This window comes from Gammaproteobacteria bacterium (genome assembly GCA_041395725.1).
GTDB lineage: Bacteria > Pseudomonadota > Gammaproteobacteria > Pseudomonadales > Pseudohongiellaceae > NORP240.
In genome coordinates, this window is the sequence record JAWKZW010000001.1 from 3,181,647 (window position 1) to 3,198,042 (window position 16,396).

Consider the following 16,396-nt stretch of genomic DNA (forward strand, 5'->3'; position numbering starts at 1 on the left):
GGGAGTCTCTGGCTCCCGCAGAGCATCTCTGTAGGAAATAGGGGATTGCCTGATTCGGGGCTGTCCCGTCTCAGGCAGGAACGAAATAACGCCTTCCGCTGTGTTCGATCATGGTTATTCTGCAGTGGAAGGCTCGTTCCAGATTTTCAGGGGTGAGTACGAGCTGTGCCGGGCCCTCGACCACTTCTCCTTCGCCCATCAGCAAAAGCACTCGATCACAGAAACGAGCCACCAGATTGATGTCGTGGCTGGCCATCAACAGGGCACCCCGTTCCCGACTGGTTCTTTCCGCGAGCAGATTCAGAATCTGAATCTGGTTATCGATATCCAGGTGGTTGCTGGGTTCATCGAGCAGCAACAGTCGCGGGTTTTGCAGGAGAAGCAGGGCTATAGCAAGGCGCTGTTTCTCTCCCCCGGACAGGGTGCCCACCTGACGCTCTGCCAGATCTCCGAGCCCGACCTGCTTCAGCGCGTCGAAGGCCATCGACAGATCTTCCGCTGAGTCCCAAAAAAGATTTTCCGCGTAGGGATGCCGACCAAGCAAAACAGTTTCTAAAACCGTTGCTGGCATGTTGTTCTCGTTTTCTTGGAACAGCAGGCCCACCAGGCGAGCCAGTTGCCGTCGGGATCTGGATCCAAGCGGGTTGCCGTCCAGCCAGATTGACCCCGCGTCCTGTTTATGAAAGCCCATGACGGTGTGGAGCAGCGTTGTTTTACCCACTCCGTTGCGACCCAGCATTCCCAGCCTCTCGCCGACCCCAAGGCACATGTCGAGGTCGCGACAGACCAGGTGCTCGCCGATGGTAATCTGCAATGCGGAGAATTTGAGCAAGTCCATCAGTAGTGTCTTATGGTGCTGCGAAGAATGATCAGAAATACCGGCACGCCGATGATGGCAGTGACAACGCCAGTGGGCAGCTGCTGGGGGGCAATGACAGTGCGTGCCAGGCTGTCGGCAAAGACCAGGAAGCTGCCCCCGAGCAATGCTGCCAGAGGAACCAATAACCTGTGATCCCTGGCGCCCAGTAAACGCAGCATGTGGGGAATGATGAGTCCTACAAAACCAATCGATCCGGAAATGGTGACGGCGGTCGCCGTCAGTACCGAGGCTACCAGGTAGAGAGCAATGCGCATACCGGCGACGTTAACTCCCAGTGACAGGGCTGGCAACTCGCCACGAACCAGCACATTCAATGACCGGGCCAGGTAGAGGCCGGTCATCAGGCCGCCGACCAGTATCACAATCTGCCAGGCGGCAATGCGGCTCTGACTAAGATCTCCCATCAACCAGAAAAGCATACTCTGGACCGTGTTGGTGGCGGATGAGGCGAGCAGTAGATTGATAGCCGCCCCCCAGCCTGCTGAAACCACCACGCCGGTCAGCAGGAGCCGGGTAACCGACCAGCGTCCTCCTGCAGTCGCCAGACCAAAAACCAGCAGGATGGAAAAAAGCGCTCCCGCAAAAGCAGCCTGCGGCAGCCAGACGGCACTGGCGCCCGACAGCAACAGAGCCAGGGCCGCTGTCGATGCGCCTCCCGAGACTCCCAGAATATAGGGGTCTGCAAGGGGGTTTCTGAGCAGCACCTGCATGATTACGCCAGACAGCCCCAGCAGCCCTCCGGTTACCAATGCTGCCAGTGTTCGTGGCAAACGAAGTTCCAGGACCACCTGCCGCTGTAAAGTGGATTCCGGGGAGAACAGAGCTCCCCATACCTCGGCTATGGTTAAATCAACGCTGCCGGCTGCCAAAGACACGGCAACGGCGGAAAGACAGACCAAGGTCAGCAGACACAGGAGGAGCAGCGATTTACCGACAGTTTTTGGCATTATCAAGAGTTTTCAGGAGCTGCTTTGCTGCATGATCCGGTTAGCGGTGCGTGTGGGGTTGCAGTCTACTGGAAAAATTCATCGACAACATCTGCAGTGGTGCAGGGCTGTGTGATCAGGGGCGCCGGAATAGGGCGGGTGTGCCGGGGAAGTCGGGAAACGCAAGGGAGACGGTTTCGGTCGTGTATTCGCGGGAGCAGCGATGCTAAACTGCGCGATTGTAGTGGTGGGTAGAGCAACTCACCCGAAATCCTACTATTCGGAGTTTGTCATCATGCCATCCTTTGACATCGTATCGGAAGTGGATCTGCACGAAATGAACAATGCCATAGACCAGGCTAATCGCGAGGTGGGTAACCGCTTCGATTTCAAGGGTGTCGATGCCAGATTCAGCTTTGCGGATTCGGTGATTACTCTCAACGCGGAAGTCGATTTTCAGTTACAGCAGATGCTGGAGATCCTCCAGGGTAAGCTGATCAAACGAGGTATCGACATTGCCTGTCTGGATGAGGGGGAAACAGCGATTACCGGGCAGCGGGCGATCCTGCCGGTTACAGTGCAGCAGGGGGTTGAGTCGGAGCTGGCGCGGAAGATCATCAAGCTGATCAAGGAATCCAAGATCAAGGTTCAGACTGCCATACAGGGAGACAAGCTGAGAGTTTCGGGCAAAAAGCGCGACGATCTGCAACAGGTCATAGCCCTGCTGAAAGACGCCAAGCTGGGAATTCCCCTGCAATACAATAATTTTCGGGACTGATGTTACTGGGCCCGGTGCCAGTCTATATCGTTCGCACCTCGTAGCGGGATACTGAATTGCAACATGTCAGATCTTTTTCAGACGCACTGCTTCAGCTGAAAGATATTCGCTACCTGAATATTCTCCTGCTTGGCTTCTGCAGCGGGTTTCCCTGGGTCCTCCATGGCTCGGTATTGACCCTGTGGCTGCAACAGTCCGGCCTTTCCAGGTCAGCAATCGGTTTTGTAGGCGCTATAGCAACGGTTTACGCTATTAACTGGGTGTGGGCACCCTTTGTGGACCGCATCAGATTACCCTTGCTGTTCTCGCGGCTCGGGCAGCGCCGTTCGTGGATGGTGCTTTGCCAGCTTGTTATCATGGTGGCGATAGCGGTGTTGAGCAAGACCGATCCCGCCACCAATCTGGGCCTGGTCAGTATGATGGCGCTGCTGGTCGCGATCAGCTCGGCGACGCTGGATATTTCTGTCGACGCCTATCGAATCACGATTTTCAGCCGCGAAGAGATGGATGAAAAAATGCCCTACGCGGCAGCTGTCAGCACCACCGGCTGGTGGGCCGGCTACGGTTTTATCGGCGGGGCCGTGGCAGTCGCTCTGGGTGGCGAGTCGATAGGGATGGCCTGGTCTGAGGTTTACCTGACGTTGGCCTTTTTATACCTGCTCCTGATCGGCATGATCCTTTACGTGCCAGAGCCGGAGACTGCGCCAGACGACAGGGATTCGCCGACAGATGTTGGTGGGGTCAGATTTCAGCTGATGCCCTGGGTGCAATCCTATCTTATGGAACCGTTCCGCGATTTTTTCAATCGCTGCGGTGTGCAACTGGCGCTGTCCGTTCTGTTACTGCTACTGGTGTTTCGACTGGGGGAGGGGATGCTGGGGCGAATGTCCCTGGTTTTTTACGTGGAGATCGGCTTCAGCACGGACCAGATCAGTTTTTACTCAAAGTTTTTCGGCGGCCTGGTGACCGCCGTTTTCTCTCTGCTGGCAGCCGCGCTGAACACCCGGTTTGGTGTTATCAAAGGGCTGTTTTTTGCCGGCGTCGCCATGGCGGCTGCCAATCTGCTTTACGCGCTGCTGGCGGTCGTCGGGGCCAACGGTAATCTGTTGATGCTGACCCTGCTGATCGACAACTTTTTTCAGGCCTTTGCTACCGTGGCGTTTATCTCATTCATCTCCTACTTTACCAGTCGAACCTACACGGGAACCCAATACGCGCTGATGGCCTCCATTTCAAATTTTGGTCGTACCACGCTGGCGGCCGGGAGTGGTGCGGTGGTCGATTTCTTAAACGGCGACTGGGCATTCTTTTTCATCCTCACTACCCTGATGGTAATACCAGGACTTTGCCTGCTATTGTGGGTCAGCCGTTTGCTGAAACCCTATCATGCCCGGCGTAACGGTTATGCATCCGATTGATCGACGCCGTACTGTGATAATGACAGGCGGCCATCTATAAAAAGGATGCCTTCTGCTTCCAGCAGTTGCTGTTGCTGTTGATGCTTGCTGCTGTGACTTGGAAACGACAGACAGCCGCGGGCATTCACGACCCTGTGCCAGGGCAGACGACTTCCCCGTGGGAGATTCTTCAGCACTGTCCCCACGTATCGTGCATAACCTGGCAGGCCGGCCAGCCTGGCGACCTGGCCGTAGGTGGCGACCCGGCCGGGGGGGATGCTGTGCACTGCCTGCCAGATTCTTTCTTCATTTTTCACCGTGCTGCTCCTGAATGCCGACTTCGACCCGTAGCCTCTAATACTGTTGCGGGCGCTTCGCATTATCCCGAAACCTGGAGTGGTCATAGAATATAGAACTATCCGGGCATTGTAATACCCGCCATAGGCACCATTTCCATTCGTATGCTGTTGTCAGGGTGGTGGGCAGGATAACCGTAGTAAGCGTTTTCCTGGCCGGAGAGTACCGGTCAGAGCAGCACCGACCGGCAATTAATCCCTGCCGGGTGGCGGTGTTGATGATAAAGTCTCTGGATTCGAAACAGGCAAGTGAAGGAAACGTAATGCGTTGGGTGCTGCTTTTTTTTATCGCGATACCATTGATCGAAATGTTGCTGCTTTTTGAGGTGGCCGACCTGATCGGTGGCTTGTGGACTATCTTCATGGTGGTGCTGACTGCGGTCATCGGTGTTCAGGTCTTGAAACGGCAGGGGTTTTCGACCTTGTTACGGGCTAATCAGCGGCTCGATCAGGGGCAGATACCAGCCCAGGAGATGGTTGAAGGTTTTTTCCTGGCCTTTGCCGGCGCCCTGCTGCTGACCCCGGGGTTTATAACCGATACCCTGGGTTTCCTGTGCCTGACCCCACCGCTGCGTCGTGCCCTGGCGCGCAGGCTAATCGACGCAGGCGTTCTGACGACAGTGAGCTCCGGCTCTTCACGAGGTTTTTTCTGGAGCTCACAGCGTGGCGATAACCCTCATGACGGGTCGTCTACCTTCGAGGGCGAATTCTACGAAGAGAAAGACAGGCTTTCCCGTTCAAATGACGACAAACCAGACTTCTGAGCAGCTTTAACGCCGCTTGGATCCCTGGTCGCAGTGAAAATTCGGGCTATTCAGGTGTTTACCTGAAAAAAATAACGAACTTTTACCCGATTGCTATTGAATTTCAGCCGAATATCCCCATTTAGGAGCGTCACAGGGCAGACCTGTGGCCCTATCTTTGTCTCGGCTATGCCTCGGCACAGGGATTGATGATTTTTGCCGGTTAAGTCCAGCACTGACAGCGGCTTAATCGCGGGAAACTAGACTAGTTAGGTAAATCGATTTAGGAGAATAAATCCAATGAAGATCCGGCCTTTGCAAGATCGCGTCGTGGTTCGGCGTACTGAAGAGGAACAAAAAACAGCTGGGGGTATCGTGTTGCCAGATAGCGCAACCGAAAAGCCGGCTCAGGGTGAAGTACTGGCGGTAGGCCCTGGCCGACTGCTGGATAATGGCGATGTTCGTCCGGTTGACCTCAAGGAGGGCGACACGGTCGTATTCGGTAAGTATGCCAGTAATACAGTCAAAATTGACGGCGAAGAGCTGCTGATTCTCAGCGAGAGCGAAATTTACGGCGTTGTTGAAAGCTAGTAAGCAGGGCTCGAGATTGGAATACAGACTTAACGATCACTAGATAGGAAGATTGAAAATGGCTAAAGAAGTAAAATTCGGCGATGCCGCGCGCAAAAAACTGCTGGCAGGCGTCAATGTCCTGGCAGATGCGGTCAAGGTTACACTGGGCCCCAAAGGCCGGAATGTTGTACTGGATAAATCTTTCGGTGCCCCCACCGTAACCAAGGATGGCGTTTCAGTTGCCAAGGAAATTGAACTGGCGGACAAGTTCGAAAATATGGGCGCACAGATGGTCAAGGAAGTCGCTTCCCAGACGTCTGATGTGGCAGGTGATGGCACGACTACAGCAACCGTGCTGGCCCAGGCAATTCTTAACGAGGGTCTGAAGTCTGTGGCAGCCGGCATGAACCCCATGGATCTCAAGCGTGGTGTCGACAAGGCCGTGCTGGCGCTGGTGGAGGAAGTCGGCAAACTCTCTACTCCCTGCACTGACTCCAAGGCTATCGCCCAGGTTGGCACAATTTCCGCCAACTCCGATACCCAGGTTGGTGCAATCATTGCCGAGGCCATGGAAAAAGTGGGTAAGGAAGGGGTTATCACCGTAGAAGACGGCTCCGGCCTGGAAAACGAGTTGGAAGTAGTCGAGGGTATGCAGTTTGATCGCGGGTACCTGTCGGCCTATTTCATCAACAACCAGGACAGTATGAGTATTGACCTTGAAGATCCGCTGATTCTGCTGGTCGACAAGAAAATTTCCAATATTCGCGAAATGCTGCCGTTACTGGAGAGCGTTGCCAAGTCCGGCAGGCCGCTCCTGGTAATCGCAGAGGACGTGGAAGGTGAGGCGCTGGCTACACTGGTAGTAAACAACATGCGCGGAATCGTTAAAGTGGCTGCCGTGAAGGCTCCGGGTTTTGGGGATCGTCGCAAGGCCATGCTGGAAGACATCGCTATCCTGACCGGTGGTACCGTGATTTCCGAAGAAGTTGGTCTGAATCTGGAAGGGGCTACGGCCGATGATCTGGGTTCCGCCAAGCGCGTACAGGTCACCAAGGAAAATACCACCATTATTGATGGTGCTGGCGATGCCGGCAAAATTTCCGGACGGGTTAGCCAGATTCGGGCTCAGATCGAAGAAACCAGCTCGGATTATGATCGGGAGAAACTGCAGGAGCGGGTCGCGAAGCTGGCCGGCGGTGTCGCTGTGATCAAGGTTGGCGCAGGCACTGAAATTGAAATGAAAGAGAAGAAGGCTCGCGTAGAAGATGCGCTGCATTCGACTCGAGCAGCCGTTGAAGAAGGGGTTGTCCCCGGCGGCGGTGTTGCCCTGGTGCGGGCCTTGCAGGCCGTAGAGGGCCTGAAAGGCGATAACCACGATCAGGACGTCGGCATCAGCCTGCTGCTCCGCGCAGTCACTGCGCCGCTGCGTCAGATTGTTCAGAATGCCGGTGAAGAAGCGTCGGTCGTGCTGGACAACGTGAAGAACGGTAAAGGCAACTACGGCTTCAACGCCGCAACCGGTGAATACGGTGACATGATCGAAATGGGTATTCTGGACCCGGCCAAGGTGACACGTACGGCTCTGCAGGCGGCTGGTTCCGTTGCAGGTCTGATGATCACCACCGAGGCCATGGTGTCGGATATTCCGGAAGAGAAGTCTGCCGGTGGTGGTATGCCTGATATGGGCGGAATGGGTGGTATGGGCGGCATGGGCGGCATGATGTAAAAATCACCGTTCAGGACGGTCTAAATCCTTTCTGACTTCGTTGGCCTGGAACTTCCGATGCTCACGTAGTTTTCACTACGCTGCGCTTCGGGTTTCCAGCCCGCCTCGCCAGTAAGAATTTATCCTCGCCCTGATCGGCGATTTCCAAGCCGACAAGCCAAAGGGCCTGAATCTGATTCAGGCCCTTTTTTGTGGGACAAAGAAAAAGGGCCTGCAGTGATTACAGGCCCTTTCGATTGGATCTGGCAATAGCCTGATTAATCAGGCGTTTGACAGGTTCTGGTTGGCAAAATCCCAATTGACGAGATTGTCCAGAAAGGAACCGAGGAAGTCCGGGCGGCGATTCTGAAAATCCAGGTAATAGGCGTGCTCCCAGACGTCGCAGACCAGTATTGGCGTTACACCATCGGTGAGCGGCGTTTCAGCGTTGGCTGATTTGACTATTTTCAAGGTTCCGCCATCGGCTACCAGCCAGACCCAGCCGCTGCCGAACTGGCCAACGCCATTATTGACAAACTCGGTCCTGAACGCGTCGTAACTGCCAAAGTCTGCATTGATCTTGTCGGCGATAGCGCCAGTGGGCTGGCCGCCGCCGGTCGGGCTCAGGCTGTGCCAGAAGAACGTGTGGTTGTAACACTGGGCCACGTTATTGAACAGCGGGCCCTTGTGATTGACCGTAGTTTTTACCAGCGCTTCCAGATCATCACCCTCTATTCCGGCCTCCGCAAGCAGCTCATTGCCTTTGACCACGTACGCGTTGTGGTGCTTGCCATGGTGGAAATCCAGGGTATTCGCTGACATATGTGGTTCCAGAGCATTCTTCTCAAAAGGAAGTGCAGGTAGTTCTAAAGCCATAGTAACCTCGTGTTGGTTAGTCCATTAGTGGTTTGTGTTGACGCAGGGCCAGGGCTGCGGGGCTTTGATTGCAACCGTTGCCACTGTGGTGCTTGCACGGTGCCTGACTGACTCACATCGCTCGCGTCTATCGCATCACCCACAATTTTCGCAGCTGGTGCGACTGTGGGGAGTGGCATCGGGTCCGGATGCTGAGCTTGCAGCGAGTCGCAACGGCCCTGGGCCAGGTATTAAATCCGTGGTGGCAGGTCGGCTCCATCTTTCAGCCCTGGTGCCGGAAAGCGTCGGACTGACCTGATGGGTGCCGGACACAGACCCCGATCATTCCACCTCCACGCCGGCTAAGTCTACAGTGAATACTGGACGATTAGAAGTAAGCCGCCATGCTTCGAATCCCTCAGCGGCGCGCTGTTCTGGCTGACCGGCCGAATCAGTGTTCCTGGCATTACGTTGGAAACTGTATGGCTGCGGGCAGGCACAGGTCTGTTGCTGATTGCAGCCGGCACCCGGTTGTCGCAGGCTCGCTCCGGCAGTTAGAATTTGCAACAGTGGTGTCCTGCTGCTGGCAACAGTCGGACGCTGGATTAATGAGAGGTTCCTTAAGCAACCGATTGTGTTCGCTCAGGGAGTCTGCCAAAGTGCGTCGTGTGATTAATCAGCAGCACCCCGGCAATTCATCGCAAAACAGCAACAGTAGATGACATAAAAGTGCCTTTTCTAGGATAATGCGCCAATGCGTGATTCAGATGATTTGAAAAACATTCCACCCATAGTTCCCAGCCGGGATGACGTGGCAACCCACCAGCAGGCCCGTCGAGGGCAGTCCCGCGATATCGTCAGGCCTCCGCACAGCGTGGAAAAGCTGCGCGTCAGCAGTACCTGGCCTGTCCGGATCATGCTGGCAGTGTTGACTCTCGCTGTCATAGGCGCGGCGGCCGGGGCTAATTACTTTTACGGCGAGTACCAGGACGCCATGCGGCAGGCAGACCTGAGAATCGTGGAGCTCGAACGTCGGCTGGCCCTGGTGGGGGAAGAATCCGAAGATACCGTCATCAATATCCAGGAGACGCTGGACTTTCACTTTTCCGAGATTGACAAGCTGTGGGCGGCCCGCAACACATTGCGAACCGAGGCCACGGACCTTCGCTCCGAACTGGCAAAGCTGGCGCTGGTCAATGAAGGTCAGGACGAAATTGTGGCGCAGTTGACTGCTCAGCAGGAAACCACAGCCGGTCGGGCTACTGCCAACGAAACCCGTTTCAACGCCTTATCGGGAGAGCTCAATGGTCTGGCCAGCCAACTAGCGGAGATGGATGCGTCAATGGCAAGTCTCGCCGCACTTCGTAACGAGCTGCAGGCGGTTCAGACGTCGCTGAATAGCGGTGACAGTACCCTGCTTGGGGTGGCCGGGCGGGTCGATTATCTCGAAGAGTCCATGGAATCGGTAAATGCACACCGGCTGCAGATCAACGAAACGCTTTTCCGGCTCCAGGAACGGGTTGAGGTATTGCAGCGCCAGGCAGGGCCGGCCGGCCTGTGACCCGGCTCCATCACGCCACGCCTTGTTAGCGCCAATTCATCGGGTATAATACGCGACCGGCCAGCAGGACATACCTGTTTGCCGGCTCTATGCGGATGTGGCGGAATTGGTAGACGCGCTAGATTTAGGTTCTAGTATCGAAAGGTGTGGGAGTTCAAGTCTCCCCATCCGCACCAGCACTTTCCTTTTTATTCCACTAACCTGCGCCCCGGTTGCCATTGGCGTGAGTGATTGTTGCTCGCACGGGAGTCGTTGGGCTATGCTGGCAGGCAATGAAAGACCTGATTAAAAAAGCCGCCAGACAGCTTGCCACCAGCCAGGCCGGTAAGTCAGTGGTTTCAGGGTCTGGCGACGTTCAGGATTTTCTGCAAAAAGTTAACGCCATGCCCAGGCCGCAGGGTGCAAAAGGGGCCACGGCTCATCTTGTCTTTGCGTTAGATGCGACCGCCAGCCGCCAGGCTACCTGGGATCGGGCGACGCAGTTGCAGAGCGAAATGTTTGTCAGCACCCAGGCCACAGGTGGTTTGCAGATTCAGCTGTGCTATTTCCGCGGGCTTGGGGAGTTTTACCGCAGTGACTGGCACAACGACGCGGACAATCTGCTGCAGCAGATGGCCGGGCTTCGCTGTCAGGCAGGAATGACTCAGATTGAGCGCCTGTTGCGTCATGCAATCGAGCAGAATAGCCGGCAGAAACTGCGTGGAGTTATTTTTATAGGCGATGCCATGGAAGAGAACGTCGATGTTCTCTGTCAGCTGGCCGGACAACTTGGAATATTGAATGTTCCTTTATTTATTTTCCAGGAGCGTCAGGACCCGGCCGCTCAACGGGCTTTTGTCGAGATGGCGAGGTTGTCCGGAGGGGCATATTGTCATTTCGACTCTGCCAGCGCCGAGCAGCTCAAGGATCTCCTGAAAGCGGTAGCCCTGTATGCCACTGGGGGGTTACAGGCTCTGGAAGATTTCAGCAGGAAATCTCACCAATCGGTCAAACTGCTCGGGCAGCAACTCAAGTAATAAAACTGGAAGCGACAAGTAATGGTCTTCAGACTTCTGGCGCTGCTGGCGTTTCTGTTTCTGATCTACTGGGGAATGAACTCCCTGTCCCGCCGCTACCGATTGACCAGAAACCAGGCCCGTTGGCTTCTGGTGCTGAGTATGGCTATGACGGTGATAGTCGTGCTTATCGCTATGGGGCGAATCCCGGTTCAGTTTATTCTTGCTCCGCTTGGTGTGGCAGCGACGTTCGTTTTACGGGCATTACCGGCGGTCCTGCGCCTGCTCCCATTCTGGCAAATGGTCAAGAGCAAAATCCCCTTTCCCGGCCATTCCGGTGGTAACAGCGGCAGCAGTTCAGTGATTCGAACGGAATACCTGGCCATGGAATTATTGCACGGCAGTGGCGATATGGACGGGCAGGTGCTCAAAGGACAGTTTGAAGGGCAGCAGCTGTCCCGGCTGACACCGCAGGAACTGGCACAACTGGTCAAAGAGTGTCGTCACGATCAGGATTCCATCCAGGTGCTGGAAGCCTATCTGGACAGGATGCACGAGGATTGGCGCAGTAAAGTAAATCAGCAGAACGAGGGAGGAGAGATCACGGGCGAGCCGGCAATGAATACGGAACTGGCGCTGGAAATTCTCGGCCTTGACGGCGACGCAACTTCGGAAGAGGTTACTCGAGCCCACAGGAAATTGATGCAGAAAATGCATCCCGACCGTGGTGGTACCGAATACCTGGCAAAAAAGATCAATGCAGCACGCGACTATCTGTTGGAGCGGCTGTAGTTTCTGTCTTAGGGCCTGTTCACACTGATTTCGGGCTCTGTGATTAGCAGGCTTTTAAAAATACCAGGGCGCTTCTGAGCCAGTTTTCACCTCTCATTGATTGCACCTGTAACGTTTTTCAACTGCCTGGTATTTCTGCAGCAGTTCGCCGGGATTTGTCGGTCACTCAAGAAGAAAAGCGTTGAGCGAAAGAAGTCTTACTGTCTGGACAGATGGGCCTTATTTTTTACGATTCAGGAAAGCCTGAACGATGGCCTGGGCCTCTGGTGATTGAAGCAGTCTGCCAAATTCTTTCATCTCCAGTTTAATCGTGTCAGGTAGCTCTTTTTCCAGGTTGCGCTTCATCAGTCTCTTGCTCACCTGCAGGGCGTGGGCTGGAAGGCTGGCAAGCTCCCTGGCCTTATTCATGGCAAAAGCGACATAGTCCTCCTGGGGCAACACGGCGTTGATCAGGCCGTACTCCCGGGCTGTCTCGGCGCTGATGCGATCCCCCAGGAGTAGCAGTTCGGCGGCTCGTTGATGTCCCAGGAAGTAAGGCAGAAGCAGGCTGGAGCCGAGTTCCGGACACAAGCCCAGGCGCGAAAAGGGCAGCTGCAGATAGCACTGCTCGGAGGCATAGACCAGATCACAGTGCAGCAGCATCGTGGTGCCGATGCCTATGGCCGGACCGCTGACTGCTGCAACGATTGGTTTTTGCGCCTGGCTGATCGCCGTCATGAAACCCAGCGAAGGCCTGTCACCGGTATCACCTGCGCCACTCAGAAAACTGCTGACATCGTTACCACTGGTAAAGCAGTCATCGGTTCCCCTGATGACCAGAACATTCACGGCATCGTTGCTGTCTGCGTGTCGAATACCGTCGCCGAGGGCCTGATACATGCCCGGGGTCAGGGCATTTTTCTTATCCGGGCGGTTTATCTGCAGGACGAAAAGCGGGCCGTCGGTCTGGTAGTGAATATTTGGGTCAGCTGATGTTAGGGCCATAGTAGGTCTGCCTTGGTTTTCCCGTAGGACTTGAGCGTATCGGGGCTGGGGGCCGTTACTGTTCGATTGGGTTGCAGAACCGGTTACTGCCAGATAAGGCAGGCGGTCTGCACGATAGAGCAGTCTGATGAAGCGCTTTCAATCCTGACTGCCGGATACTTGACGTAATTGAACCTAAATTGACCAGCACTGGCAAGCACAATGAAGCAGGTACATCGTGCTAGAATTTGCCCGGGGAGCCTCTGGGTAATTTCCGCCAGAGCATTGTGGTAATCAGCCAGAGGTTCCCTGCTCCCAAATAATCAGCGCCCGCAGGAATTTTCTTATGTCTGTAATTCGTCAGGAAGATCTGGTTCAGAGCGTTGCCGATGCTCTGCAGTACATCTCATACTATCATCCGCTGGATTTTATCAAGGCCGTACATGAGGCCTATTTAAGGGAGGAGTCACCGGCGGCCAAGGATGCCATGGCACAGATCCTGATTAATTCCCGACTGTGCGCCGAAGGCCGACGGCCGATCTGCCAGGACACCGGTATCGTGACGGTCTTTCTGAAAGTAGGTATGGATGTGCGCTGGGATGCACAGTTAAGTCTGACAGAGATGATCAATGAGGGGGTGCGCCGAGCTTATCTGCACCCGGACAACGTCTTGCGGGCGTCAATTCTTTCCGATCCGGCCGGCGCCCGGAAAAACACCCGTGACAACACTCCGGCAGTGATTCATACGGAAATTGTTCCCGGCGACAGCCTGGAAGTGAAGCTGGCTGCGAAGGGTGGTGGTTCTGAAAACAAGGCCAAAATGGTAATGCTGAATCCCAGCGACAGTATCGTTGAATGGGTTAAGAAAACCTTGCCGACCATGGGCGCAGGCTGGTGCCCTCCGGGTATGCTGGGAATCGGTATTGGCGGGACGGCCGAGAAAGCGGCGGTGTTGGCCAAGGAGTCATTGATGGATCCCATCGATATTCATGAGTTGCGGGAAAGGGGGCCGGCCAACCGGGTGGAAGAGTTGCGCCTGGAGATCATGGATGCGGCTAATTCTCTGGGGATCGGCGCCCAGGGGCTGGGTGGGTTGACCACGGTGCTGGATGTTAAGATTCTAGATTATCCAACCCATGCTGCTTCTCTACCGGTGGCCATGATTCCCAATTGCGCGGCTACGCGTCATGCGCACTTCACACTGACCGGCAGCGGTGCCGCTGAACTCAAACCACCGAGTCTTGCCGAGTGGCCCGAGATCACCTGGGACGTGGGGCCTAGGGCCCGGCGGGTCAATCTCGATACTGTAACCAGGGACGAGGTGGCCAGCTGGGAGCCCGGTGACACACTTTTGTTATCCGGTAGAATGTTGACCGGACGCGATGCAGCGCACAAACGTATTATGGAGTTGCTGGCGAAAGGTGAACCGTTGCCGGCAGGTGTCGACCTGAAAGGCCGTTTTATTTATTACGTGGGTCCAGTCGACCCAGTGCGGGACGAGGTGATAGGTCCGGCGGGCCCGACTACTGCTACCCGAATGGACAAGTTTACCGAGCCACTGCTTGAGGCTACCGGTCTATTGGGCATGATAGGCAAGGCGGAACGGGGGCCGGTGGCTATCGAGGCGATTAAAAAGCACCGCGCTGTTTATCTGATGGCCGTTGGCGGGGCTGCTTACCTGGTCTCCAAGGCGATTCGCAAGGCCCGGGTTATAGCCTTTGAGGAGTTGGGTATGGAAGCGATTCATGAGTTTGAAGTGGAAGATATGCCGGTGACTGTTGCCGTGGACGTCAACGGCATTTCGGTACATCAGACTGGCCCGGCGGAATGGCGCAAGCGCATCGAGGAGCGTACCGTCGAAGTGAAGTGATCTCCCCACCCCAGGCAGTATCGGTGGGCGTCGCTGACGCCGCCGATCAGTCCTGTGTATCGCAAAACTCCTGGTAATGATTTGGAACCCGGAGACTGACGGACTTATCCTGGCCACGGATTTTCAGAGTCTGCGTATCCAGGTCGATGTCTTTATCGTCCAGGACATTTTCACCAAACTGGTAGGTGGCGTTGAAGTTACCGGAGCTGGCCGCCGTGTCGTATTCAAGCATTCTGGCCAGGGTGTTTTCCTGACGGCGTCGGTATTCTGTCATTGCCGCCAGGCCGTGCCGATGTGCCAGCATCTGTCGGGTCTTGCCCGGCGACAGCAGGGAGGCGGAGGCGTTGTTGCCTCCGAACCCCTTGGAGTTGATGATCACTGCTTCCAGCTTGTCTGGATCAACTTCCCGATGCTGCCGAAGAATATCCAGCCCAGCGGTGCTTACATCTTCAGCCAGTTCATCGATTGTGGTGATCCCTGGAATTAATCCGTAGCGCCAGACGCCCAGGCTGGCAATCAGCTGGTCGCCGGCGGCACTGGCCAGCGAGTGACCCAGAAAGGCTTTGACCGCGGTGACCGGCCAGTTCTGGATGCCGAAAGTTTCTGCCACGCGGCTAAGGATTCGGGACTCCGTGATGCGATTCTGCGGGGTGCCCGTGCCATGGGCCTGCACGTAGGTGCGTTCCCGCAGGGCTTTGTCGCCCAGCAGGTTGCGCGTGGCCGCGGTCGCTTTTGCCATGGTCAGGTAGTTCCCCACACCCGGGCCGGCAATGGACTTTTTGAACCCGTCGGCATTCACGAAGACATCGTTGACGGCGCCATAGATAGTGGCGCCCAACTCTAATGCCAGTTCGTCATCGAAAAGGACGATGAACTGAGCGGATTCCGCCAGGGTGAAGCCCACGTTGTTGCCAAATGGTCTGCAGGCCCGCTGATGCAGCGGCCGGTCATTGGCTGAGAGTCCATCCAGTTCGCGCAGTTTATTGTCGTCGGCCAGTGCACCCATGGTGACGAAGCCATCAAACACTTCCGGCAATAAGGGAGCTTCGCTGGTACCAACGATGACCACGCGATGGGTGCCCAGCTGAATATCGCGAATGCCCTGACGGAGATTGTAGAGGAACGTGGCACAGGCAGCCACGTTGGTGCCTGTAGTGCCCAGATTACCCAGCACATAGGCGTTCACGAAATCTGCCGGCATTTCCGCATAGCCCAGTGGAAGCTGCTTGGACGTAACCTTTCTGCCGCTGAGCCTGGCCTGTAACAGACCTCCAAAGCCGTTGTAGTCCAGTTGGCTCATGCCACTGCCGGCATACACGCTGATCTGGTCGGGTGCGACGTGACTGGTGATGGTCTGCCAGTCGATGCCCAGTGAGTGCACCGCATCGGAAGCGGCAAACACGGTCAGCTGCAGCCCGCGGGGATGACTGCGCGCAGGATACAAGGCCTCGGGATCAAAGCCGCTGGGTAATTGCCCGGCGGTATTCACTTCTGACCCCCGATAGCACTTGAGCATGACTTCCAGATTGTCAGTTACCCGCACGTGAACTTTGCCCGGTTGGCTGCTGTCCTCGCGGACCTGCCAACTGGCTGGAAGCGGCTCGGGCAGGTGTCTGTTGCTCAGCAGAAATTCCACCGGCTGCTGATCCTTGCCTGTCAACGCCACGGCTTTGTGAAAGGGGAGGGCAGCTGGATCGAAGAGGTTGTCTTCCAGCCTGCGTATCAGCGTCCCATCAAGCAATTGGCTGGCAACAGCAGCCAGATACTTTTCCAGATCTACCTTGGCACCCTTGCCGTCCGTCCAGGTGTCAGCGTTTTTCTTGAGCAGCCCCATGAGTGCTGCGAGGCTTTGGTGGGTTTCTCTGGCATCTGTAGCAGCAAGCCGGTTGAGAACCAGGCGACGGTACCCATGGTGGAAGGAACTGCGGCCGGCTGGATTGATGCCTCCGAAGCCGGTTATAACGGGAAGTCGGGCCATTGCTGTATCTCCGATGCCTGGACG

At 55.8% G+C, this 16,396-nt stretch carries 15 protein-coding genes and 1 tRNA gene; 10 read left to right on the forward strand and 6 right to left on the reverse strand.

Annotated features, from left to right (window positions below):
* Positions 1-70: 70 nt before the first annotated feature.
* Both R3F50_14000 and R3F50_14005 read right to left on the reverse strand, forming a co-directional pair.
* Positions 71-838, reverse strand: a complete 768-nt coding sequence (locus R3F50_14000) for an ABC transporter ATP-binding protein (GenBank protein ID MEZ5491415.1) — start codon at positions 836-838, stop codon at positions 71-73.
* Entirely contained in the window at positions 838-1,827 is a 990-nt protein-coding gene (locus tag R3F50_14005) for an iron ABC transporter permease (GenBank protein ID MEZ5491416.1), read from the reverse strand. Before R3F50_14005 ends, R3F50_14000 begins: the two co-directional genes overlap by 1 nt.
* A 274-nt stretch (positions 1,828-2,101) precedes the next feature.
* On the opposite strand from R3F50_14005, the gene R3F50_14010 reads away from it, so the two are divergent.
* The gene (locus R3F50_14010; GenBank protein MEZ5491417.1) at positions 2,102-2,584 is read left to right on the forward strand and encodes a YajQ family cyclic di-GMP-binding protein; all 483 of its coding nucleotides are present in this window, start codon (positions 2,102-2,104) and stop codon (positions 2,582-2,584) included.
* 56 nt (positions 2,585-2,640) lie between these two features.
* Positions 2,641-4,002, forward strand: a complete 1,362-nt coding sequence (locus R3F50_14015; protein MEZ5491418.1) for an MFS transporter — start codon at positions 2,641-2,643, stop codon at positions 4,000-4,002.
* Here the strand turns inward: R3F50_14015 and R3F50_14020 are convergent.
* Entirely contained in the window at positions 3,987-4,298 is a 312-nt protein-coding gene (locus tag R3F50_14020; protein MEZ5491419.1) for an MGMT family protein, read from the reverse strand. The two genes, R3F50_14015 and R3F50_14020, sit on opposite strands and share 16 nt — an antisense overlap.
* Positions 4,299-4,600: 302 nt before the next feature.
* Here R3F50_14020 and R3F50_14025 point away from each other — a divergent pair, with 302 nt between their 5' ends.
* From R3F50_14025 to groL, 3 genes are all read left to right on the forward strand, one after another.
* Positions 4,601-5,101, forward strand: coding sequence for an FxsA family protein (locus tag R3F50_14025; protein ID MEZ5491420.1), 501 nt, complete (start codon positions 4,601-4,603; stop codon positions 5,099-5,101).
* A gap of 279 nt (positions 5,102-5,380) precedes the next feature.
* Entirely contained in the window at positions 5,381-5,671 is a 291-nt protein-coding gene (locus R3F50_14030; GenBank protein MEZ5491421.1) for a co-chaperone GroES, read from the forward strand.
* Positions 5,672-5,729: 58 nt separating this feature from the next.
* A complete protein-coding gene (gene groL, locus R3F50_14035) occupies positions 5,730-7,379 on the forward strand; it encodes a chaperonin GroEL (protein MEZ5491422.1) in 1,650 nt (549 codons plus the stop codon).
* Positions 7,380-7,640: 261 nt separating this feature from the next.
* On the opposite strand, the gene R3F50_14040 is transcribed toward groL, so the two are convergent.
* The gene (locus R3F50_14040; GenBank protein MEZ5491423.1) at positions 7,641-8,234 is read right to left on the reverse strand and encodes a superoxide dismutase; all 594 of its coding nucleotides are present in this window, start codon (positions 8,232-8,234) and stop codon (positions 7,641-7,643) included.
* A 733-nt stretch (positions 8,235-8,967) separates the two neighbouring features.
* On the opposite strand from R3F50_14040, the gene R3F50_14045 reads away from it, so the two are divergent.
* The 4 genes from R3F50_14045 to R3F50_14060 all read left to right on the forward strand — a co-directional run bounded on the left by R3F50_14045 (position 8,968) and on the right by R3F50_14060 (position 11,561).
* Positions 8,968-9,774 (forward strand): hypothetical protein, encoded by an 807-nt coding sequence (locus R3F50_14045; protein MEZ5491424.1) that lies wholly within the window; start codon positions 8,968-8,970, stop codon positions 9,772-9,774.
* A 91-nt stretch (positions 9,775-9,865) separates the two neighbouring features.
* Positions 9,866-9,950: transfer RNA gene (locus R3F50_14050), tRNA-Leu, on the forward strand.
* Between the two features lie 96 nt (positions 9,951-10,046).
* Entirely contained in the window at positions 10,047-10,790 is a 744-nt protein-coding gene (locus tag R3F50_14055; protein ID MEZ5491425.1) for a VWA domain-containing protein, read from the forward strand.
* A 21-nt stretch (positions 10,791-10,811) separates the two neighbouring features.
* Entirely contained in the window at positions 10,812-11,561 is a 750-nt protein-coding gene (locus R3F50_14060; protein ID MEZ5491426.1) for a DnaJ domain-containing protein, read from the forward strand.
* A gap of 219 nt (positions 11,562-11,780) precedes the next feature.
* Here R3F50_14060 and R3F50_14065 read toward each other — a convergent pair whose 3' ends face one another.
* On the reverse strand, positions 11,781-12,545 hold the full coding sequence (locus R3F50_14065; GenBank protein ID MEZ5491427.1) for an enoyl-CoA hydratase: 765 nt from the start codon (positions 12,543-12,545) through the stop codon (positions 11,781-11,783).
* 325 nt (positions 12,546-12,870) lie between these two features.
* Here R3F50_14065 and R3F50_14070 point away from each other — a divergent pair, with 325 nt between their 5' ends.
* The gene (locus R3F50_14070; protein ID MEZ5491428.1) at positions 12,871-14,394 is read left to right on the forward strand and encodes a fumarate hydratase; all 1,524 of its coding nucleotides are present in this window, start codon (positions 12,871-12,873) and stop codon (positions 14,392-14,394) included.
* A gap of 46 nt (positions 14,395-14,440) precedes the next feature.
* On the opposite strand, the gene R3F50_14075 is transcribed toward R3F50_14070, so the two are convergent.
* On the reverse strand, positions 14,441-16,372 hold the full coding sequence (locus tag R3F50_14075) for a beta-ketoacyl synthase (protein MEZ5491429.1): 1,932 nt from the start codon (positions 16,370-16,372) through the stop codon (positions 14,441-14,443).
* Positions 16,373-16,396: the final 24 nt, after the last annotated feature.